17 protein-coding genes and 1 pseudogene are annotated in these 20,844 nt (G+C 68.9%); 10 read left to right on the top strand and 8 right to left on the bottom strand.

Features of this window, described 5'->3' with window-relative positions:
• Window positions 1-1,260: hypothetical protein (locus B0W88_RS18120; RefSeq protein WP_198937866.1), on the bottom strand; the 1,260-nt coding region annotated here is incomplete at its 3' end.
• Between the two features lie 2 nt (window positions 1,261-1,262).
• Window positions 1,263-2,642 (bottom strand): lyase family protein, encoded by a 1,380-nt coding sequence (locus B0W88_RS18115; RefSeq protein WP_077036042.1) that lies wholly within the window; start codon window positions 2,640-2,642, stop codon window positions 1,263-1,265.
• An 83-nt stretch (window positions 2,643-2,725) separates the two neighbouring features.
• Here B0W88_RS18115 and B0W88_RS18110 point away from each other — a divergent pair, with 83 nt between their 5' ends.
• Both B0W88_RS18110 and B0W88_RS18105 read left to right on the top strand, forming a co-directional pair.
• A complete protein-coding gene (locus tag B0W88_RS18110) occupies window positions 2,726-3,373 on the top strand; it encodes a 2-hydroxychromene-2-carboxylate isomerase (RefSeq protein ID WP_077036043.1) in 648 nt (215 codons plus the stop codon).
• Entirely contained in the window at window positions 3,370-3,768 is a 399-nt protein-coding gene (locus B0W88_RS18105; RefSeq protein WP_233151761.1) for a DUF4440 domain-containing protein, read from the top strand. Before B0W88_RS18110 ends, B0W88_RS18105 begins: the two co-directional genes overlap by 4 nt.
• A 4-nt stretch (window positions 3,769-3,772) precedes the next feature.
• Here the strand turns inward: B0W88_RS18105 and B0W88_RS18100 are convergent, their stop codons facing one another.
• The 5 genes from B0W88_RS18100 to B0W88_RS18080 form a co-directional block, all read right to left on the bottom strand.
• A complete protein-coding gene (locus tag B0W88_RS18100; RefSeq protein ID WP_077036040.1) occupies window positions 3,773-5,896 on the bottom strand; it encodes a TonB-dependent receptor in 2,124 nt (707 codons plus the stop codon).
• A 79-nt stretch (window positions 5,897-5,975) separates the two neighbouring features.
• Entirely contained in the window at window positions 5,976-6,311 is a 336-nt protein-coding gene (locus B0W88_RS18095) for a DUF2946 family protein (RefSeq protein WP_369973905.1), read from the bottom strand.
• 14 nt (window positions 6,312-6,325) lie between these two features.
• Window positions 6,326-7,525: a DUF1501 domain-containing protein gene (locus tag B0W88_RS18090; protein ID WP_077036038.1), complete on the bottom strand. Its 1,200-nt coding sequence runs from the start codon at window positions 7,523-7,525 to the stop codon at window positions 6,326-6,328.
• Window positions 7,526-7,536: 11 nt separating this feature from the next.
• Complete coding sequence (locus B0W88_RS18085; protein ID WP_077036037.1) at window positions 7,537-9,081, bottom strand: DUF1800 domain-containing protein; 1,545 nt, start codon at window positions 9,079-9,081, stop codon at window positions 7,537-7,539.
• Window positions 9,082-9,156: 75 nt separating this feature from the next.
• Window positions 9,157-12,714, bottom strand: a complete 3,558-nt coding sequence (locus tag B0W88_RS18080; protein WP_077036036.1) for an indolepyruvate ferredoxin oxidoreductase family protein — start codon at window positions 12,712-12,714, stop codon at window positions 9,157-9,159.
• 85 nt (window positions 12,715-12,799) lie between these two features.
• On the opposite strand from B0W88_RS18080, the gene B0W88_RS18075 reads away from it, so the two are divergent.
• Window positions 12,800-13,270, top strand: a complete 471-nt coding sequence (locus B0W88_RS18075) for an Lrp/AsnC family transcriptional regulator (RefSeq protein WP_077036035.1) — start codon at window positions 12,800-12,802, stop codon at window positions 13,268-13,270.
• Here B0W88_RS18075 and B0W88_RS18070 read toward each other — a convergent pair.
• Window positions 13,239-14,168, bottom strand: coding sequence for a LysR family transcriptional regulator (locus tag B0W88_RS18070; RefSeq protein ID WP_077036034.1), 930 nt, complete (start codon window positions 14,166-14,168; stop codon window positions 13,239-13,241). The two genes, B0W88_RS18075 and B0W88_RS18070, sit on opposite strands and share 32 nt — an antisense overlap.
• A 127-nt stretch (window positions 14,169-14,295) precedes the next feature.
• Here B0W88_RS18070 and B0W88_RS18065 point away from each other — a divergent pair, with 127 nt between their 5' ends.
• The 7 genes and pseudogenes from B0W88_RS18065 to B0W88_RS18035 form a co-directional block, all read left to right on the top strand.
• Window positions 14,296-15,303 (top strand): alpha/beta fold hydrolase, encoded by a 1,008-nt coding sequence (locus B0W88_RS18065; RefSeq protein WP_077036033.1) that lies wholly within the window; start codon window positions 14,296-14,298, stop codon window positions 15,301-15,303.
• A 37-nt stretch (window positions 15,304-15,340) separates the two neighbouring features.
• On the top strand, window positions 15,341-15,760 hold the full coding sequence (locus B0W88_RS18060; RefSeq protein ID WP_077036032.1) for an organic hydroperoxide resistance protein: 420 nt from the start codon (window positions 15,341-15,343) through the stop codon (window positions 15,758-15,760).
• Window positions 15,761-15,775: 15 nt separating this feature from the next.
• Window positions 15,776-16,792, top strand: coding sequence for a thioredoxin family protein (locus tag B0W88_RS18055; protein WP_077036031.1), 1,017 nt, complete (start codon window positions 15,776-15,778; stop codon window positions 16,790-16,792).
• A 303-nt stretch (window positions 16,793-17,095) separates the two neighbouring features.
• Window positions 17,096-17,509 carry a hypothetical protein gene (locus tag B0W88_RS18050; RefSeq protein WP_233151760.1) on the top strand — a complete coding sequence of 138 codons (414 nt, stop codon included), beginning with the start codon at window positions 17,096-17,098 and terminating at the stop codon, window positions 17,507-17,509.
• Between the two features lie 69 nt (window positions 17,510-17,578).
• A complete protein-coding gene (locus B0W88_RS18045) occupies window positions 17,579-18,691 on the top strand; it encodes a cytochrome c oxidase subunit II (protein WP_077036029.1) in 1,113 nt (370 codons plus the stop codon).
• Between the two features lie 2 nt (window positions 18,692-18,693).
• Entirely contained in the window at window positions 18,694-20,499 is a 1,806-nt protein-coding gene (gene ctaD, locus B0W88_RS18040; protein WP_077036028.1) for a cytochrome c oxidase subunit I, read from the top strand.
• Window positions 20,496-20,844, top strand: a pseudogene (locus tag B0W88_RS18035) (hypothetical protein); the annotation flags it as partial. The gene ctaD and the pseudogene B0W88_RS18035, both read left to right, overlap by 4 nt.

Genomic DNA, 20,844 nt, shown 5'->3' with positions numbered 1-20,844 from the left:
CCTTCGCGCGGATCGCGTCGACCAGGCCGCGCAGCGCGGGCAGCGGGCCCGGATGCTGGCGGCATGCTTGCCGGCCAGTTGCTCCGCCGACAGCTCCGGATAGGTTTCGCCCAGCAGCACCAGGTCGCCGGTCCTGCGGTCGCCGAGGTAGTACTCGCCGGGCCTGCCGTTGCCGCTGCTGTAGACGAGGTAGCGGGTCTCGTCGCGGCTGATGTCGTGCAGGCGGTTGTAGCGTTCGGGCAGCGCCTTGTCGATCGCCTTGGCCTGGGCCTGCCAGCCGGCGTCCCACAGCTCGCTGCGCACCTCGCCGTCGTCGTTCTCCTGCGAGGCGGTGCGCAGGCCCAGCACCTCGCCGCTGGCCGGCGCATGCAGCAGCTCGCCGCCGACGTCGCGATCGGCATGGGCCAGCAGCAGGCGGCGCGGCAGGCCGGGCTGGTCCAGGCGCACGGCGAAGACGGCCATGCGGCCCGCGTGCTCGGCGCGCACATAGAGCTGCTGCGGATCGCGGCCGAAGCCCAGCGGCCAGACGGCCTTGTCGTCGTGCAGGCCGAAGGTCCAGAGCGTGCGCCAGTCCTGGCCGTCCGGCTCGCGTACGCGCACCGAGAACTCGCCGCCCTTGCTCATCGCCAGGGCCACCCGCACGCGGTGCTGTGCGTCGGCGGTCCACTCCATCACGTCGTTCATCGCGCGCTGCACCAGGCGGCGCTGGCCGGTGTCGACATCGACCTGGTAGACGCCGGGTTCGATCGCCTGCGCGCTTTCCTGCAACTGCAGCAGCAGGTGGTGGCCGTCGTCCGGCATCCAGTCGATCACCCGATCCTGGATCTGCTGGTTGCGCTCGCGGCTGAAGAAGGCGGCCTTCACCAGGTTCAGCGGCTCGCCGCCAGCGGGGCTGATCGCGAGCAGGCGGGTCTCGGAGGTGTCCACGTGGCCGCGACGCGAGGGGTACTTGAGGCTGACCACCAGGCGGTCGTCATGCGCCCAGTGCACCCAGTTGAAGGTGAACACCTTGTTGTCGGTGACCAGCAGCGCCTTCATCCGGCCGCCGGCGAGATCGCGCACGACGAGGGCGGTGCGCTCGTCCTGGTTCAGCAGGCCGGCGAAGCGCTGGCCGTCCGGCGAGAGCTGCAAGCCGGCCAGGCGTGGCAGGCGGGCGAAGGCCTCGGTGGGCAGGGGCTCGGGCGCCGTGGCGGTGCCAGCAACAACGGCAGTACAGGCCAGCGCCAGCAGCAGGGCGCTGGCGATCGTCCATCGCTTCATCGTCAGAGCCCGCCTCGCGTCAGCGTCGCGGGATCGAGCAACTGCTCCAGCTTCGCGCGGTCCAGCCCGCTGTCCTCGGCCGCCACGTCGAGGATCGGGCGCCCCTCGGCATAGGCCCGCTTGGCGATGGCCGCGGCCTTGGCGTAGCCGATCACCGGGTTCAGCGCGGTGACGAGGATCGGGTTGCGGGCCAGCGCGGCCTGCAGCGCGGGCTCGTTGACCTTGAAGGTGGCGATCGCCCGCGTGCCCAGCAGCTCGCTGGTGCGGGCCAGCAGGTGCAGCTGCGCCAGCAGGTTGTGCGCCACCAGTGGCAGCATCACGTTGAGCTCGAAGTTGCCGCTCTGGCCGGCGATCGCGATGGCCGCGTCATGGCCGATCACCTGCGCGGCGGCCATCGCCACCGCCTCCGGGATCACCGGGTTGACCTTGCCGGGCATGATCGAGGAGCCCGGCTGCAGCGCCTCCAGCTCGATCTCGGCCAGGCCGGCGAGCGGGCCGGAGTTCATCCAGCGCAGGTCGTTGGCGATCTTCATCAGCGTCACGGCCAGGCCGCGCAACGCGCCCGACAGCGCCACGGCCGCGTCCTGCGAACCCATGGCGGCGAAGAAGTCGGGCGCGGTGGTGAATGGCAGGCCGGTCAGCGCGGACAGCTCGGCGCAGAAGCGTGCGGCGAAGTCCGGATGCGCGTTGATGCCGGTGCCCACCGCGGTGCCGCCCTGGGCCAGCGCCTGGATGCGCGGCTGCAGGCCTTCGAGCTGGGCGATCTGTGCTTCCAGCTGCGCGGCCCAGCCACCTAAGGCCTGATCCAGACGGACCGGCATCGCGTCCATCAGGTGGGTGCGGCCGGTCTTCACATGGTGGCCGTCGGTCTTCGCCTTCGCGCGGATCGCGTCGACCAGGCCGCGCAGCGCGGGCAGCAGTTCCTTGTGGAGCGCCAGTGCGGCCGAGATGTGCAGCGCCGAGGGGATGGAGTCGTTGCTGCTCTGGCCGTTGTTGACGTGGTCGTTGGCGCTGACGGCCGTGCCCAGCGCGCGCGAGGCCAGCGTGGCCAGCACCTCGTTGGCGTTCATATTGCTGCTGGTGCCGGAGCCGGTCTGGAACACGTCCACCGGGAAGTGCGCCATGAAGCCGCCCTCGCGCACCATCGTCATCGCGGCCTTCTCGATCGCGCCGCCCATCTCCGGCGTCAGCAGCTTCAGCGCGATATTGGCGCGCGCCGCCGCGGCCTTGACCAGCAGCAGCGCGGCGATGAAGCGCTCCGGCATCGGGCCGCCGATGCCTTCGAAGTTGTGCATCGCGCGCTGCGTCTGCGCGCCGTACAGCGCGTCGGCCGGGACTTCCATTTCGCCCATGCTGTCGCGTTCGATCCGTGTGTTGGCCATCGCTCGATCCTCCAGAACAGGCCAGCATACTCCGCGCAAATCCGGGTGCGGTGAAGCGCCATTTGGACTACCGTTCGCCCATCATGATCGACTCTCTCCTTCCCGATCGCAGTGCCGCGCAGCGCGCGCCGATCCAGTTCTATTTCGACTTCTCGTCGCCGTACTCCTACATCGCCTCCGAGTGGATCAATGCGGTGGCCGCGCGGCACGGCCGGCGCGTGCAGTGGCATGCGGTGATGCTGGGCGTGCTGTTCCAGCCGGCGGGCCTGAAGCCGCCGGTGGACTATCCGGTCAAGCGCGACTACATCCTGCGCGACTTCGAGCGCTCGGCCCGCTTTGCCGGCCTGCCCTACACGCAGCCCGAGCCCTTCCCGATCGCCACGCACAACGCGGCGCGGATCTTCTGGTGGCTCAACGAGGAAGACCCGTCGCGCGCGGTGGCCTGGGCGCGCGCCGCGCTGCGCGCCTACTTCACGCGCGGCGTCGCGCTGAACGATGCCGCGCAGCTGAAGGCGCTGGCCGAGCAGAGCGGGCTCGATGCGCAGGCCGCCGAGGCCGCCTGGGCCGATCCGAAATGGAAGGACGCGCTGAAGGCCGCGAACGAGGTCGCCACCGCCGCCGGCGTGTTCGGCGCCCCGTTCTTCATCATCGACGGCGAGCCCTTCTGGGGCAACGACCGGCAGGAGCAGATCGTCCAATGGCTGTCCACCGGGCCCTTCAAGGGGTTGTGATCCTGGCGCTGTCGGCCTCGGTGCAGGCTGCGTCGCCGCAGGACGATGTCTTCGCCGCCGAGCGGGCCTTCGCCGCCTCGATGGCGCGGCGCGACCTGAAGGCCTTCGGCGAATCGGTGTCCGACGAGGCGGTGTTCTTCGGCGGCAAGGCGCCGCTGCGGGGCCGTGCGGCGGTGCTGCAGGGCTGGGCAGGCTATTTCGAAGGGGCGAGGGCGCCGTTCTCCTGGGAGCCCGACGCCGTCGAGGTGCTCGCCTCGGGTTCGCTGGCGCTCAGCACTGGCCTGGTCCGCGACCCGGACGGCAGGCCGATCGCCCGCTTCAACTCGATCTGGCGCCTCGAGGGGCCGGGCCGCTGGCGCATTGTTTTCGACAAGGGCCAGCCGCTCGAGGACTGACCGGTCAGAAGCTCTTCGTGAGCCCCAGGTAGACCGTGCGGCGCTGCCCGTACTGCGGCGCGCCGACGCCGATGCCGGTGCCGTCGCGCAGCTGGTAGGTGCGGTCGAACAGGTTCACCACCGACAGGCGCGTCTCCACCTTGCCCATGGCGCCGCCGAAGTCGATCGTCTTGGACACGTCCGCGTTGACCGTCGTGTAGCCCGGCAGGTGCTCGGTGTTGGCGAAGCCGTCGCGCAGGCCGCTGCCGTACAGCGCGCTGCCGCTCAAGGCCACGCCGTTGGCGAAGCGGTAGCTGGCGCCGGCCGAGGCCGAGAGCTTCTGCTCGTGGTCCAGGTGCACCCAGTTCTGCTGGATGAAGGCCAGCTCGTCGGCGTCGAAGTTGAACTGGCCGGTCTCGATCTGCGTCGCCCGCGCATGGGTGAGTCCCAGGTTCAAGTAACCCGACAGTGACTTGTCCTTGTAGTTGGCCGACAGGTCCAGGCCATAGATCCGGCCGCGGGCGAAGTTGAAGGCCGAGTAGATCAGCGCGTTGCCGAACTGGCCCTCGTCCTGCAGGTGCTTGATGTCGCGGTAGTAGCCGTCGATGCCCAGCGTCAGCGTGTCGGTGGCGGCCCAGGCGAAGCCGGCGTCCAGGTAGTTGGAGCGCTCGGCCTTGACGGCGGTGTTGGCGTCGGAGGGCAGGGCGTTGGTGGTGCCGAGGAACTTCTGCACCGAGGTGGTGTCGATCTTCTCGGTCGGAGGCGGCGTGAAGTAGCGTGCGTAGCCGGCGTGGAAGTCCAGCTCCGGCGTGATTTTCCAGACCAGGCCCAGGCGCGGGCTCAGCTGGCTCTCGTTGACGACGGTCTTGGCCTGGTCGTAGCGCAGGCCGTAGTTGATCGTCAGCGCCGGGCTCAGCTTCCACTCGTCCTGCAGGTAGGCGCCCCAGGTGTCGCCGGTGAGGCGGCCGCCGTCCTGGATGTTGATGGGCACGCCGCTGGTCTGGTTGCCGTCGGCATCGGCGGGGAATACCCAGGCGTCGTTGTCCGAGGACACCTTCTCGTGCTGGCCGAACAGGCCGGCGCGGACCGTGTGGGACGAGTTCAGGCGCCAGCTCATGTCGGCCTGGATGCCGTCGGCCACGTTGCGGCGCACGATGTCGGCGGCGATGCCGTAGTACTGCAGGTCGCCGACGGCGTCGGGCCGGTAGTGGACGTCGGTCGTGCGGTGGAACAGCGAGACCTGGTAGTCCACCGACAGGCCGGCCGAGCCCTGGTAGCTCAGCACGCCGAAGCGGTTGGTCTCGCGCTGGTTGGCGTCCAGCGTGGCCGAGTCCTTGGCCGGCGTGCCGTCGGTCGTGAAGTCCGGCGTCTGGCCCGGAACGTTGGGGATCTGGAAGCGGTTGTTCGTGGTGCCGAACATCGCGGTGATGCGGCTGTCGGCATCGAGCACATAGCTCAGGTAGCCGAAGGTCTTGCCCTGGTGGGTCTGGTCGTGCAGCGCGTTGGTCGAATCGGTCGGGTTCTCGATGCCCAGCTTGTTCTGCTCGTAGGAACCGGTCAGGTAGTAACTGAAATCCCCGACGGTGCCGTTGAGCTCCAGGTTGGTCTGGAGCGTGCCCTTGCCGCCGACGGTGACGCCCACGCTGCCGGCGCCCTGCTGCTCGTTCTCGCCCTTGGTCGTGATGTCCACGATGGCGGCGGTGCGGTAGCCGTACTGGGCCGGCAGCGCGCCGGTGAGGATGTTCAGCCGGTCGGCGAAGCGGGTCTCCAGCGCCTGGCCGAAGCCGCTGATCGACTCGGGGATCACGACGCCGTTGATGCGGTACTGCACGTTGCCGTGGTCGCCGCGCACATGGAGCTGGCCGTACGAGTCCTGCACGACTCCGGGGGTCTGCAGGATCACCTGGTTCAGCGGCGTGTTCTCGCCCTGCGGCAGCGCGGCGATGTCGTCCTTGCTGATGCGGGTGATGCTGCTGCCGGTGTCGGGCGAGAGGCCGTTGCGCGCGGCGTCGAGCTTGCTGCGGGTGCCGGTGACCTCGACCTTCTGCAACTCGTTGGTGGGCGTGGTGCTGCCGTCGGCGGCGTGGCCGGCCAGCGGATAGGCGAGGGCGATGGACAGCGCGATGGCGCTGGGACGGATGTTGGGCATGGTCTTGTTCTGTCTGAAATCTGAATGGCAATGCGCAGCCGGGCCGGCTTGATGCGGCCCGACGACGGACAAAGGGGATTCAGATCAGGACAGGCGGGCCGCGGCTGCGCGGCGCCAGCGCCTCGGCATTCAGCGAGGCGAAAGTATGGGCCGAGGTCTGCACATGGGCGGCATCGGCCAGCAGCAGCTTCGGCAACTCGGGCGCTGTCGTAGCCGCCAGGTGCGCGAAGGACAGGCAGACCGCGCAGAGCTTGTCGGCCGGATCGTCCTTGCGTTCCTGCTGCGAACTGCCCTGCTTCGACGACAAGTGCCCGATCTCGTGCCAGGCTGCGCCCTGCTGCGAAAGCAGCATCAGCAGCGGCATCAGGAGGGCGAGGGCGAAGCGGCGCATGGACAAGGGGGCTAAGCCCGCCATTGTGCCTGCGATGTTCAGATCAGCTGAAGGTCACGGGGTTTCGCCCCCGGGAACACGCGGGCCAGCGCCGCGTCGGACAGCCCGAACTGCCGCCGCCACAGCCCGCCCAGCACCGCGCGGTACTCGTTGAGCACCGGATAGTCGCGGTTCTGGAACAGCCCGCGGGCCGACACCTCGGCCTGCTCGCCGGCCACGCCGCCATTGGCCGCGAGGCCACCGCCCAGCAGCCAGTAGACGCTGCCGTGGCCGTGATCGGTGCCGCGGCTGCCGTTCTCGCGGAAGGTGCGGCCGAACTCGCTGATCACCATCACGGTGGTCTGCTGCCAGGCCTCGGGGCCGAGTTCGTCGGCGAAGGCCGCGAGGCCCTGGCCCAGCTCCTGGAAGCGGCTGGCCAGCGCGCCGCTGGCGCCACCCTGGTTGACGTGGGTGTCCCAGCCGCCCACGTCGACGAAGCCCAGCTGCACCCGCGAGCGCATCAGCCGCGCGATACGACGGGCCTCGCCCTCGAAGCCCTTGGTGCTGATCGCGTTGCGGTTGGCGGCCTTCATTTCACGATCCATGCGGTCCATCGCCGGGTCGGGCGCCAGCTCGCGCGCCAGCTCGTCGCGCAGCGCGAAGCCGGCCTCGACCTGCGGCGCGAGCGCCTGGCCCTGGTACATGCGGCTCAGCAGCGCGCGGCTCTTTGCATCGATGCCGGACTTGCCGGCGCCGTCGCGCAGCGTCGCGTTGCCCACCCGCTCGGGGCCGACGAAGCACATCGGCAACTGCTCGGTGAAGGACAGTGCCTGGGCCGCGCCGAGCTCCGCCGCCAGGCGGTTCATGAAGCCGGAGTCGTGCGGGCCGCTGGGCGGCTGGCCCAGCTCGATGCTGTCCTGGGTCTCGAAGTGGCTGCGGGTGAGGTCGTCGGTGCCGGCGAAGGGGATGAAGGTGACCTGGCCCTGCTGGGCCAGCGGCCAGACCGATTCGCGCAGGGCCGGATGCAAGGCCCAGTCGCTGCGCTCGCCCAGCGGCAGCGCGGTCTCGCGGGCGATCGCGATGGTCTTGCGCTGCTCGTAGTAGAAGTCGCTGGAGACCGGCACCAGCAGGTTGGCGGCGTCGTAGCCGCCGCGCAGGAACACGAGCAGGAAGCGCGGCCGGTCGGCGCTGGCGGCGGCAAACAGGCGGGTGGACGTTGCAAGGCCGAGGCCCAGGCCGAGGAGTGAGCGTCTTTGCATAAGGGGTTACCTCAGCGGAGCATGAATTCGGGGGCGCTGAGCAGCAGCGCGTTCCACAGCGGCACGTTGCCGCCGGCCTCGGCCAGCGCGGACCGGGTGGCCGGGCTCAGCTGGGCCTGCAGGGTCTGGCGGTAGAGGGCGCCGTCGGCCAGCGCCGGCTTGGGCGCGGCGGCCATGCCCTTGAACAGCGCCGGCGCACCGGCGCCGATCTGGCGGGCCAGCTCGAAGCGGGTGGTCAGTTGCGCCGGGCTGTTCCAGGCTTCGGCCATCTGCGGATAGCCGTCGGGCGTCAGCTTGTCATAAGGCCCCTGGCCGAGGCGGCGCAGCCAGGCCTGCACCGGCTGGCCGTTGGCGATCACCTGCTCGCCGTACACCGCGCGCAGGCCGGAGATCAGGTAGTGCTGCGGATCCTTGAACTTGCTCAGCGCGGCCGAGGCGAAGTCCGGCGCCAGCAGCAGCTCGCGCAGCGTGGCGGCGATGTCGCCATGGGTCTCGTGGAAGCGGGCGGCCATGCGGTCCACCACGGCTTGAGGTGGCTGGTCGGCCAGGAAGTAGACGGCCAGCTTGTGCGAGATGAAGCGGGCGGTGGCGGGCTGGTCCACCAGCAGGTCCAGCACCTCGTCCAGCTCGGCGGCGCCGCGGCCCTTGATCGTGTGGCCCAGCAGCACCTTGTCGCCGAAGTCGTGGCGGGCCGGGTTGAACTCGTACAGCCCCTCGCGCACGTACAGCGGCGCCAGCCTGGCATTGAACTTCGGCGGGTTCGGATCGGTGCGCACCGAGAAACCGGTCAGCACCCGCGCCAGCTCCTGGACGTCGGCCTGCGTGTAGCCGCCGTCCACGCCCATCGTGTGCAGTTCCAGCAGCTCGCGGGCGTAGTTCTCGTTGGGCTTGTTCAGGCCGTTCTGGTCGTTGTCCAGGTAGCGCAGCATGGCCGGGTGGCGCGCCACCGCGCCCAGCAGCGTGCGGAAGGAACCCAGCGCCTGCGGCCGCAGCGCGTGCTCCTCGTAGTCCGGCAGCAGCACGCGCACCTCGCGCTTGTACTGGTGCACGTTGAAATGGTTGAACCAGAACCAGGCCGTCTGCTCCAGCAGCTGCTGCTGCGAGTAGAGCTGGCGCAGCACCTGGCGTTCGGCGGCCTCGCGGGCCGGCAGGTTGAGCGCCGCCTGGTAGGCCTGGCGGCGGCGCTGCAGCTCCATCTGCGTGGGCACCGGCACTTCCTGGGCCTTGCGCAGCTCCGTCACTTCCTGCACCAGCTCGGCCATGCCGCGCTGCGAGATGGACATCGCATCCACCTGCTGCTGCGCCGCCGCCGGCAGCGGCGCCTTCGGGTCGGCCTTCAGCTGCTGGTCGACATAGCGGGCCCAGCCGGCGCGCTGCGCCTCGTCCAGCTGCGCCTGGGTGGCGCCCCAGCCGATGCGGTTGACTGCGCGGTACAGGCCGGCATCGCTGCGGAACTCGGGCGGCGCCGGGGGCGTCGTCGAGCAGGCGGCGAGCAGCAGGGCGGGGATCGCCCCGCAGACGAGGATGCGTCGAGTCTTGGAGTTAGGCGCCGGCATGGCCGGCAGATTGCCTCGGGCCGGCCGGCTTGTCCATGGGCTTTGCTTTTGCTAACGGCGGGGCAATATGCGCCCTCACAGCTCCGACACGCTCTTGATCCGGATCGCCGGCGCCGCGGGCGCCATCGAAGCCGCCTCGCGCCGGCCGTGGAACAGGTCCAGCAGGTCCTTCTGCTTGGCGCGCGCCGTCACGACGTTGGCGTGCTTCACATGGCCATAACCGCGGATCTGCTCGGGCAGGCGGGCGAGCTTGACGGCGGTGTCGATGTTGCCGGGCTTCAGGTTCGCCAGCAGCTCGTCCACCAGCGCCTCGTACTCGGCGATCAGCGCGCGCTCCATGCGGCGCTCCTCGGTCTTGCCGAAGATGTCCAGCGCCGTGCCGCGCAGGCCCTTGAACTTCGCCATCAGCTTCAGCGCCTTGAAGGTCCAGCTGCCCAGCTCGACCTTCTTCGCGCGGCCGTCCGGGCCCGGCTTGGAGATGAGCGGCGGGGCCATGTGGAAGGACAGGCGCTCCCAGTTCTCGAACTGGTCCTTCATCGCCTTCTCGAAGGTGCCGTCGGTGTAGAGGCGCGCCACTTCCCACTCGTCCTTGATGGCCAGCAGCTTGGCGTAGTAGCGGGCCACGGCCTTGGCGAGCTTCTCGCCGCCGACCAGCTTGGCCTCCGCCTCGCGCACGCGCTGCACCAGCGCCGCATAACGCTGCGCATAAGCGGCGTCCTGGTAGGCGCTCAGGTGCTGCACGCGGCGGGCGATCAGCTCGTCCAGGTTGCCGTCGAAGTTCATGAACTGCACCACCGCCTGCGTCTTCTCGCCGGCTAGGCGCTTCAGTGCCTCGGGGGCGGCGATGGCCAGGCGGCCCAGCGCGAAGGCGGTCTTGTTGCCCTCGACGGCCACGCCGTTCAGCTCGATGGCCTTCATCAGCGCCGCATGCGACAGCGGCACCAGGCCGCGCTGCCAGCAGGCGCCCAGCATCACGATATTGCTGGGCATGGTGTCGCCCATCAGCGCCTGAGCGATCGCCTGCGCGTCGATGGTGGAGAGCAGCGCCTCGTCGTTCACCGCATGCTGCATCTTCGCCAGCAGCGAGGGCGCGTGCAGGCTGGCGTCGGGGTTGCGCACGAAGGTGGCGGTGGGCAGCTCGTGGGTGTTGGCCAGGATCACCGTGCGGCCGGGCTTCACCGTGCCCAGCGCATCGGCGCTGGCGCCGACCACCATGTCGCAGGCCAGCAGCACGTCGGCCTGCTGGGTGTCGATGCGGACCTGGTTCAGCAGATCCTGCGTCGGCGCCACGCGCACGAAGGACAGCACCGCGCCGCCCTTCTGCGCGAAGCCCATGAAGTCCAGCACCGAGCTCTGCTTGCCCTCCAGGTGCGCCGCCATCGAGACCAGCGCGCCGACCGTGACGACGCCGGTGCCGCCGACGCCGGTGACCAGCATGTCGAAGGGGCCGGTCCAGTCCCATTGCGCGGGCATGCCGATGGCGGCTGTTTCTCGAGCCAGGTCGGCGGGCGTGTAGCTCGCGCCGGCCTTCTTCTTCAGCTGCGCGCCATGCACCGAGACGAAGCTCGGGCAGAAGCCGTTGACGCAGGAGAAATCCTTGTTGCAGGAGGACTGCTCGATCGCGCGCTTGCGGCCGAAGTCGGTCTCCACCGGCACGACGGACAGGCAGTTCGACGCCTGCCCGCAGTCGCCGCAACCCTCGCAGACCTGCTCGTTGATGAAGATGCGCTTCGGCGGGTCCGGGAACTCCTTCTTCTTGCGGCGGCGGCGCTTCTCGGCGGCACAGGTCTGGTCGTAGATCAGCACCGTCACGCCCTCGATCTCGCGCAGCTCGCGCTGCACCGCATCGAGCTCGGACCGATCATGGAAGGTCGTCCCCGGCGGGAACTGCGCCTCGTGCCCCTGGTACTTGGCCGGCTCGTCCGAGACGACCACCAGCTTCTTCACGCCCTCGGCCTCCACCTGGCGCGCGATCTGCGGCACGCTGGTCTGGCCGTCCACCGGCTGGCCGCCGGTCATCGCCACCGCGTCGTTGTAGAGGATCTTGTAGGTGATGTTGGTGCGGGCGGCGATGGCCTGGCGGATGGCCAGGTAACCGGAGTGGTAATAAGTGCCGTCGCCGAGGTTCTGGAACACGTGCTTCTCGGTCGTGAAGCGCGAGTGCGCGGCCCAGTCCACGCCCTCGGCGCCCATCTGGATCAGGCCCGAGGTGCCGCGCTCCATCCAGCTCGCCATGAAGTGGCAGCCGATGCCGGCCAGCGCGCGCGAGCCTTCGGGCAGCTTCGTCGACGTGTTGTGCGGGCAGCCGGAGCAGAAGTAGGGCTGGCGGCGCACGCCGTCGGCCTCGTTGGAAAGCAGGCAGGGGGTGAGGAAGTCGACGACCAGATGGCGGCGGTCCAGCGCCGGGTTCAGCCGGGCCAGCCAGTCGGCCACGGTCGACATGATGCGCGAGGGACGCAGCTCGCCGAGGGCGCTCAGCACCGCCTTGCCGTGTTCATCGGTCTTGCCGATCACATGCGGGCGCTGCGCATCGGGCAGGTGGTAGAGCAGTTCCTTGATCTGGCGTTCGACGACCGGGGCCTTCTCCTCGATCACCAGCATGTCGGTGAGGCCCTGGGCGAACTCCGCCATCCGCGTGGCTTCGAGCGGGAACACCAGGCCCACCTTGTAGACCCGCACGCCGGCGGCCGACAGCGCATTGGGGTCCAGCTCCAGCCGGCGCAGCACTTCCATGAAGTCGTAGTGCGCCTTGCCGACGGTGACGATGCCCAGCGTGGCGGCGGGGCTGGTGACGATGTGCTTGTCGATCGAGTTCAGCTTGCTGAAGGCGCGCACCGCGTCCAGCTTGTGGGCGAGGCGTGACTCCAGCTCCAGCGAGGGCAGGTCGACCTGGCGGATGTGCAGGTCGGTCGGCGGCTGGTGATCGACCGGCAGCTCGAAGTCCAGCGGCACCGCGTCCAGGTCCACCGTCATGCCGGACTCGACCACTTCCGAGATCGCCTTGAAGCCCACCCAGGCGCCCGAGAAGCGGGAGAGCGCCCAGCCGTAGAGGCCGAACTCCAGGTACTCGGCCACGTTGCCCGGGTGCACGACCGGCATGCTCCAGGCCTGCAGCGCGAGGTCGCTCTGGTGCGGCGTGGAGGAGGAGACGCAGCCGTGGTCGTCCCCGCAGACGACCAGCACGCCGCCGGTCTTGCTGGTGCCGTACACATTGCCGTGCTTCAGCGCGTCGCCGGAGCGGTCAACACCTGGCCCCTTGCCGTACCACATCGCGAACACGCCATCGGCCGTGCGCTTCGGGTCCAGCGCCACGCGCTGCACGCCCAGGCAGGCGGTGGCGGCGAGGTCCTCGTTGATCGCGGGCAGGAAGTCGATGCGGGCGGCGTCGAGGAACTTCTTCGCCTTCCACAGCTGCTGGTCCACCATGCCCAGCGGCGAGCCGCGGTAGCCGGAGACGAAGCCGGCGGTGTTCAGCCCGGCCCGCTCGTCGAACTTCTTCTGCGCGAGCAGCAGGCGCACCAGGGCCTGGGTGCCGGTGAGGAAGACGGCGCCGCTGTCGGCGGCGAGGTTGTCGGCGAGCTTGTAGTCACGCAACTGCATGCGCGTCTCCTGGAGGACTGGGAAAGCAGTGATTTTTCGTCAGCGACCGAAGAGTTTGTTTGCTCAACGCGATGCTGCACTGGGCTCCATGAGAAAATTTATCTCAAGGATGCCAATCATGGAAAACGATCGTTTCGACCGCGCCACCCGCCAGATCCTCGAGGCCCTGCAGGCCGACAGCCGCCAGAGCACGCAGCAGCTGGCCGAGCGCGTGGGTCTCTCGGCCACCCCCGTGTGGCGCCGCGTCAAGGAGCTGGAGGACAGCGGCGTGGTCCGTCGATACGTGGCGTTAGCGGATCGCGAGAAGCTGGGCCTGAACATCTGCGTGCTGGCCAACGTCAGCCTGGTGCGGCACGGCGAGAACGCGGTGGACGAGTTCGAGCGCCTGGTGGCCGGCTGCGAGGACATCATCGAATGCCACGCGACGACCGGCGAGGCCGACTACGTGCTGAAGATCGTCGTCGCCGACATGAAGGCCTACGACCAGCTGCTGCAGCAGCAGATCTTCAAGCTGCCGGGCATCGCCAGCGTGCGCAGCAATGTGGTTCTGCGCGAGGTCAAGTACGAGACGGCGCTGCCGGTGCGCTGAACATCTTCATGCGCTGAAGGATCCAGGCCAGCAGTTCCTCGCCCGCCGCGCCCAGCGGCCTTCCCGCCTTGGTGATCAGCCGCGCCTGCGTCGTGTGGAAGACGGGATGGTCGATGGGCACCGTGACCAGCTCGCCGGCATCCAGCTCGCGCCGCGCGGCGAACTCGCCGATCAGCGAGGCGAAGCGGCCCGTGGCGACGAGGCGCTTCAAGGCGTTCACCGAGTTGGTCGTCAGCACCGGCCGGATGTCCAGGTTGTCGGTGAAGGCCAGCATCTCCACCGCCTTGCCGGTGCCGAAGGACGAGGGCATCAGCGCGAGCGGATGCTCGGCCAGTTCGCGCACGCTGATCGAGCTGCTGCCGGCCAGCGGATGGTCCGGGCGGACCAGCAGCACGATCGGCTGCGGCGAACTGGCGCGCCAGGCGATCTGCTCGTGCGGCGGCGGGTTGTAGGCCAGGCCGATATGGGCGCGGCCCTCGGCGACTTCGGCCAGCAGGCCCTCGATTGAGAACATGTCGATCGCGATCTCGATCTTCGGGTAGCGGGTGCAGAAGTCCTTCAGGACCTGCTCCACCAGCACGTCCACGTAGCCCTCGCTGATCGCCAGCTTCACCTGGCCCAGCTGCAGGCCCTTGATCGCCTGCAGCCGCTCCTCCAGCTGCTCCTGGTGTGAGCGGTAGCCGCGCCAGAACTCCAGCAGGTGGTGCGCCGCCTCGGTGGGCCGCACGCCGCGCGCCTCGCGCTCGAACAGCCGGGAGTCCAGCTCCTCCTCCAGCAGCCGGATCTGCCGCGTGATCACCGAGGGCGCGGTGTTCAGCGCGTCGGCCGCGCCGCGGATCGTGCCCTGCTCGAAGACTTCCCGGAAGTAGCGCAGGCGCTGCTGGTTGATCTCTCTCATGACGACGCTCAACTAACCCGTTACGTTGCCGGCATGGCAACGAAGTGTGATCTTAGTTGCTCTTGTTCGATTTGGGCGCCGCCGCGACCATCTCGACATCGACAACACGTTCCCAGGAGAGAAGACCATGACACAGACCCGCCGCAGCTTCCTCGGTGCCAGCGCCCTTGGCCTGGGTGCGATGGCCGCGCTGTCGCTGACCCGCCCGGCGCTGGCCGCGGCGGCGACGAGTTCCTTCGGCCCGCTGAAGCAGATCGACGCCGGCCTGCTGAACATCGGCTACGCCGAACTCGGCCCGGCCAACGGCCCGGTGGCGGTGCTGCTGCACGGCTGGCCCTACGACATCCATGCCTTCGTCGAAGTGGCCCCGCTGCTCGCCGCGGCCGGCTACCGCGTGATCGTGCCGCACCTGCGCGGCCACGGCACGACCCGCTTCCTCTCCGCCGACACCTTCCGCAACGGCCAGCAGGCCGCGGTGGCGCTGGACATCGTCGCGCTGCTGGACACGCTCCGCATCGACAAGGCGGTCTTCGCCGCGTTCGACTGGGGCGCCCGCACGGCCGACATCATCGCGGCGCTGTTCCCCGAGCGCGTCGTGGGTCTGGTGTCCGTCAGCGGCTACCTGATCGGCAACCGCGAGGCGATCAAGGCCACGCCGCTGCCGCCGGCGGCCGAGTACGCCTGGTGGTACCAGTTCTACTTCGCCACCGAGCATGGCCGCGCCGGCTACGAGAAGAACCGCAAGGACTTCGCCCGCCTGATCTGGCAGACCGCCTCGCCCAAGTGGGCCTTCGACGAAGCCACCTTCCAGCGCAGCGCCGCCTCGCTGGACAACCCGGACCATGTGGACATCGTCATCCACAACTACCGCTGGCGCCAGGCCCTGGTGGACGGCGAGCGCCGCTACGACGCGCTGGAGCAGCGCCTGGCCACCGGCCCGCGCATCGGCGTGCCGACGATCGTGATGGAAGGCGATGCCAACGGCGCGCCCCATGCGGTCGGCGATGCGGCCTTCCGCGGCAAGTTCACCGGCAAGTACGACTACCGGCTGCTCACCGGCGGCATCGGCCACAACCTGCCCCAGGAAGCGCCGCGCGAGTTCGCGCAGGCCGTGATCGACGTCACCCGTCTCTGACTGTTTTCTTCCCACCCTCAACAGGAGCTTTTCCATCATGTCCCGTATCGACACCGTTCTCTACACCGGCCGCACCGAGACCCACGGCGGCCGCGACGGCAGCGCCCGCAGCGACGACGGCCGCCTCGACCTCAAGCTGAGCCCGCCCGGCAGCCGCGGCGAGGGCACCAACCCCGAGCAGCTGTTCGCGGCCGGCTGGTCGGCCTGCTTCATCGGCGCGATGGGCCATGCCGCCCGCGCCCGTGGCCTCGCGCTGCCGAAGGATGTGTCCGTGGCCGCCGAGGTGGACCTGGGCACCGGCGAGGGCGGCTACTTCCTGCAGGCCCGGCTGAACGTGCGCCTGCCCGGCCTCGAAGCGGCGCAGGCCCGCGAGCTGGTCGATGCGGCCCACGCCACCTGCCCGTACTCGAAGGCGACGCGCGGCAATATCGACGTGACGCTCAACATCGCTGACTGACGCCCGGACCGCCCCATGCTGCCCCGCTCACTTGCCGCACCTTTCGGCGCACTCGCCGTCGCGCTCCTCGCCGCCGTCAGCCTCGCCGGCCCGGCCGCGTCCTCCGAGCCCCTGCCCGCGCTGGACGGCGCCACCGGCTGGATCAACTCGCCCCCGCTGACGGCCCAGGCCCTGCGCGGCAAGGTCGTGCTGGTGGATTTCTGGACCTACTCCTGCATCAACTGCCTGCGCACGCTGCCCTATGTGCGGGCCTGGGCGCAGAAGTACGGCCCCAACGGCCTGGTGGTGATCGGGGCGCACACGCCGGAGTTCAGCTTCGAGCGCTCGACCGCCAATGTGCAGCGCGCCGTGCGCGACCTGCACATCGACTATCCAGTCGCGGTGGACAGCGAGTACGCGCTGTGGAAGGCCTTCGGCACGCGGGCCTGGCCGAGCTTCTTCTTCGTCGATGCGAACGGCCGCATCCGCGGGCAGCAACTCGGCGAAGGCCGCTACGACCAGGCCGAGAGGATGATCCAGCAGCTCCTGCGCGAGGCGGGGCGCCAGCAGGTCCCGTCGGACCTGGTGGCGCCGCAGGGCGAGGGCACGCAGGCCGCGGCCGCGCCGCGCCAGCCGTCCTCCGACGAGACCTATCTGGGCACCGCCCGCGCCGAAGGCTATGTGGCGGGCGCGGACGCGCGCAGCCTGGCGCTCAACCAGTGGACGCTGGCCGGCAACTGGCATGCCCAGGCCGAGCAGGTTGAGCTGGACAGCCCGACGGGGCGCATCGCCTACCGCTTCCGCGCGCGCGACCTGCACCTGGTGCTGGGCCCGGCGCGCGGCGGCAAGCCGGTGCGCTTTCGCGTGCGCATCGACGGCATGCCGCCCGGCGCCGACCACGGCAGCGACACTGATGCCGAGGGCTTCGGGACGGTCGACGCGCACCGGCTCTACCAGCTGGTCCGCCAGTCGCGCGACGAGACCCGCCCGCGCCTGTTCGAGATCGAGTTCCTCGACCCCGGCGTGCGCGCCCATGCCTTCACCTTCGGCTGATCCGCTCGAGTAACGAGTTACGTCGACTCCTGACCCCCGTTCGTTAACCCGCTTGATTCCCGCGTTAGGGACAGGTTATAACGGGGACAGTTCGGCATGGCGCCTTCGCCCGGCGAGCGACTCGGAAGGATCTCGAGCCCACCCGCCCCGCTGTAGCAACACCTGGCCCTCAGCAAACAGTTTTCTTGTCAACTCCTCAGCGAGGTGGTCATGGAACTTGAGGTGCAGTCCCATCGATGGGTCAGCCGCAAGCCCGATTGGGCAGCGGCAGTGGTATCGGGTCTGGTGGCCGGAGCGGTCGCCATGGTCATCGACCTGCTCTGGACGACGCTGATGCTGCGCGTCAACCCCTGGCACACCTCGCACCTGGTCGCGGCCATGGTGCTGGGCCCGGGTGCGTTGGCCGGCAACACCAACGCCTTCGACATCGGCATCGTCGCCGTCGCGCTGCTCACCCACTACGGCCTCGGCATCCTGTTCGGCTGCATCGTGGCCTACGTGGTCACGGGCTTCCACTACGAGGGGAGCCTGCCGGTGCTGGAGGTGGTCGGCGGCGTGCTGGGCATGCTGCTGTACTTCTTCAACTTCTACATCATGACCCAGGTCTTCCCCTGGGTGGCCGAGCTCCGAAGCGGGGCTTACTTCTGCGAGCACTTCGTGTTCGGCATGACGGCCGCGATGGTCTATTGGAAGTTCGCGCGCCCGCGCAACGACTGACCAGAAGAAGAAACGAACGGGCGGACTCGCTGGCGCGAGTCCCGCCCGCGCCTTGAGGAGACAACAAGCATGCTCATTGCCATTGCGCTGATCGTGATGGTCTTTGCCTCGCTGGTATTCCACTTCCTGAGCCCCTGGCAGCCGCTGGCGCTGGCCTCGAACTGGCGCGAGATCGACCGGACGTTGCAGATCACCTTCGAGGTCACGGGGATCTTCTTCGTCGTCCTGAATCTCTTCCTGATCTACGTGCTGATCCGCTGGCGCCGCCGGCCCGGCAAGGACAGCGCGCACGAGCCGGTGGCCTACCAGCCGACCGACCACAAGCTGGAGCGCTGGCTGACGCTGGTCACCGCGGTGGGCATCGGCGCACTGCTGGCGCCGGGGCTGGAGACCTATGCGGCCTACGTCAAGCCGCCGGCCGACGCGATGGACGTGGAGGTGGTCGGCACCCAGTGGCAATGGCGCTTCCGCCTGCCCGGCGCCGACGGCAAGCTGGGCCACAGCGACGCCCGCTTCGTCACGCCGGCCAACCCGCTGGGCGTGGACCCGGACGACCCGGCCGGCCAGGACGACGTGATCATCGACGGCAACGAGATCCACCTGCCCAACTACCGCCCGGTCAAGATGGCGCTGCGCTCGCTGGACGTGCTGCACGACTTCTACGTGCCACCGATGCGGGCGCGGCTGAACATGGTGCCGGGCCTGGTGACGACCTACTGGTTCATGCCGACCAAGGAAGGCCGCTACGAGGCGATGTGCGCCCAGCTCTGCGGCGTGGGCCACGCGAACATGCGCGGCGTCATGGTCATCGAGGACGATGCCAAGTTCGCCGCCTGGCTCGGCAGCAAGCCGACGCTGCAGGCCTCGCTGCATCCGGCCGCGGCGCCCAGCGGCGATCTCGTCGCCAACGGCCAGTCGCTCGCCAAGGCCAAGGGCTGCACCGCCTGCCACACGGTGGACGGCAGCCCCGGCGTGGGCCCGACCTGGAAGGGCCTGTACGGCTCCACCCAGCAGTTCGCGGACGGATCGTCGGCCAAGGTGGATGACGCCTTCGTGGCGCAGGAGATCCACGAGCCGGCCTCGCGCATCGTCAAGGGCTTCCCGCCGGTGATGCCCAAGACCGAGATCAGCGATGACGAATTGAAGGCCCTGACCGCCTACATCAAAGCCCAAGGTAACTAGTTATGACGACTGACGTTCATCACGACCACGACGATCATGACGACGAGGACCACGACCACCCCGGTCCCACCAGCTTCATCGGCAAGTACGTCTGGAGCCAGGACCACAAGGTGATCGCGATCCAGTACGGCGGCACCGCCGTGCTGGTGGGGCTGGTCGGGCTGCTGCTGTCCAACCTGATGCGGCTGCAGCTGGGCTTCCCCGGCCACTTCGAGTGGATCAACCCGGACCGCTACTACCAGTTCGTCACCATGCACGGGATGATCATGGTGATCTACCTGCTGACGGCGCTGTTCCTCGGCGGCTTCGGCAACTACCTGATCCCGCTGATGGTCGGCGCGCGGGACATGGTGTTCCCGTATCTCAACATGCTGAGCTTCTGGGTCTACCTGGTCAGCGTGATCGTGCTGATGGCCAGCTTCTTCGTGCCCGGCGGGCCGACCGGCGCGGGCTGGACGCTGTACCCGCCACAGGCCATCCTGCCCGGCACGCCGGGGCATGACTGGGGCATCATCCTGATGCTGGTGTCGCTGGCGATCTTCATCGTCGCGGCGACGATGGGCGGCCTCAACTACGTGACCACGGTGCTGCAGGCGCGCACGCGCGGCATGACGCTGATGCGCATGCCGCTGACCGTGTGGGGCATCTTCACCGCCACCATCCTCGCGCTGCTGGCCTTTCCGGCGCTGTTCGTGTCGGCGGTGATGATGCTGCTGGACAAGAGCATCGGCACCAGCTTCTTCATGCCGGCGCTGGTCTCGCTGGGCCAGGTGACCGAGCACAAGGGCGGCTCGCCGCTGCTGTTCCAGCACCTGTTCTGGTTCTTCGGCCACCCGGAGGTCTACATCGTCGCGCTGCCGGCCTTCGGCATCGTGTCCGACCTGATCAGCGTGCATGCGCGCAAGTGCATCTTCGGCTACCGCAACATGGTGTGGGCGATCCTGGCGATCGGCGTGCTGAGCTTCGTCGTCTGGGCGCACCACATGTTCGTCAGCGGCATGAACCCGTACTTCGGCTTCTTCTTCGCCACCAGCACGCTGATCATCGCGGTGCCCACCGCGATCAAGGTCTACAACTGGCTGCTGACGCTGTGGCGCGGCGACATCCACCTCAACGTGCCGATGCTGTTCGCCCTGGCCTTCGTCACCACCTTCATCTGCGGCGGCCTGACCGGGCTGTTCCTCGGCAATGTGTCGGTGGACATCCCGCTGTCGGGCACCTACTTCGTCGTCGCCCACTTCCACATGGTCATGGGCGTGGCGCCGCTGCTGGTCGTCTTCGGCGCCATCTACCACTGGTACCCGAAGATCACCGGGAAGATGCTCAACGACGCGATGGGGCACTTCCACTTCTGGGTGACCTTCCTCGGCACCTACCTGATCTATTTCCCGATGCACTACCTGGGCCTGCTGGGCATGCCCCGGCGCTACTACAACTTCGACGGCTACAAGTCCTTCCCGCAGTCGGCCTGGGAGCTCAACGAGTTCATCAGCATCGTGGCGCTGATCCTCGGCGTGGTGCAGCTGGTGTTCGTGTTCAACCTGCTGTGGAGCCTCAAGTACGGCCGCAAGGCTTCGCCGAATCCGTGGCGCGCCGCCTCGCTGGAATGGGCCACGCCGGACACGCCGCCGGTGCACGGCAACTGGGGGCCGAAGCTGCCGGTGGTGCACCGCTGGGCCTATGCCTACAGCGTGCCGGGCGCGAAGGAAGATTTCATTTTGCAGACGGCGCCGCCGGGCGAAGGGGGCGTGGAGCATGAGATGCCCGAGCACGGCCCGCATCCGCAGCATGGAGGGGCGCCGGCATGAGCAGCGGTTCGGTCAGCTTGAATGCAACGTTAGCGCCCCGCCAGTCGGGCAGCCGCGCCGAGGCGGCGAGCACGATGCTGTGGGTCTTCATGGCCGTGGTCTGCAGCCTGTTCGGCCTGTTCTTCGTCGCCTACGTGATGCGCCTGTCCGATGCCGAGGGCTATCCGCTGGCGCTGCCCTGGCAGTTCTGGCTCAGCACCTCGCTGCTGGTGGCGGGCAGCGTGGCGCTGCAGCGCAGCGCGGCGGTCGTGCGCGGTGGCGGTGATGGTCGCCTGCTGTGGCGGCTCGGCGCCGCCAGCGCCATCTTCTTCGTCATCGTGCAGGCCTGGGCCTGGGCCGCGCTGG

Source organism: Pelomonas sp. KK5 (assembly GCF_001984095.1).
Classification (GTDB): domain Bacteria; phylum Pseudomonadota; class Gammaproteobacteria; order Burkholderiales; family Burkholderiaceae_C; genus KK5.
Note: the sequence above shows the minus strand (reverse complement) of the source record. Positions and strands in the feature narration are given on the sequence as shown.

Coding starts and splice junctions, on each gene's coding strand:
- B0W88_RS18090 (WP_077036038.1), bottom strand. CDS start 7,525: ATGCAAAGACGCTCACTCCTCGGCCTGGGCCTCGGCCTTGCAACGTCC.
- B0W88_RS18060 (WP_077036032.1), top strand. CDS start 15,341: ATGTCCCGTATCGACACCGTTCTCTACACCGGCCGCACCGAGACCCAC.
- B0W88_RS18110 (WP_077036043.1), top strand. CDS start 2,726: ATGATCGACTCTCTCCTTCCCGATCGCAGTGCCGCGCAGCGCGCGCCG.
- B0W88_RS18095 (WP_369973905.1), bottom strand. CDS start 6,311: ATGGCGGGCTTAGCCCCCTTGTCCATGCGCCGCTTCGCCCTCGCCCTC.
- B0W88_RS18070 (WP_077036034.1), bottom strand. CDS start 14,168: ATGAGAGAGATCAACCAGCAGCGCCTGCGCTACTTCCGGGAAGTCTTC.
- B0W88_RS18050 (WP_233151760.1), top strand. CDS start 17,096: ATGGTCATCGACCTGCTCTGGACGACGCTGATGCTGCGCGTCAACCCC.
- B0W88_RS18085 (WP_077036037.1), bottom strand. CDS start 9,081: ATGCCGGCGCCTAACTCCAAGACTCGACGCATCCTCGTCTGCGGGGCG.
- B0W88_RS18115 (WP_077036042.1), bottom strand. CDS start 2,642: ATGGCCAACACACGGATCGAACGCGACAGCATGGGCGAAATGGAAGTC.
- B0W88_RS18065 (WP_077036033.1), top strand. CDS start 14,296: ATGACACAGACCCGCCGCAGCTTCCTCGGTGCCAGCGCCCTTGGCCTG.
- ctaD (WP_077036028.1), top strand. CDS start 18,694: ATGACGACTGACGTTCATCACGACCACGACGATCATGACGACGAGGAC.
- B0W88_RS18045 (WP_077036029.1), top strand. CDS start 17,579: ATGCTCATTGCCATTGCGCTGATCGTGATGGTCTTTGCCTCGCTGGTA.
- B0W88_RS18075 (WP_077036035.1), top strand. CDS start 12,800: ATGGAAAACGATCGTTTCGACCGCGCCACCCGCCAGATCCTCGAGGCC.
- B0W88_RS18055 (WP_077036031.1), top strand. CDS start 15,776: ATGCTGCCCCGCTCACTTGCCGCACCTTTCGGCGCACTCGCCGTCGCG.
- B0W88_RS18100 (WP_077036040.1), bottom strand. CDS start 5,896: ATGCCCAACATCCGTCCCAGCGCCATCGCGCTGTCCATCGCCCTCGCC.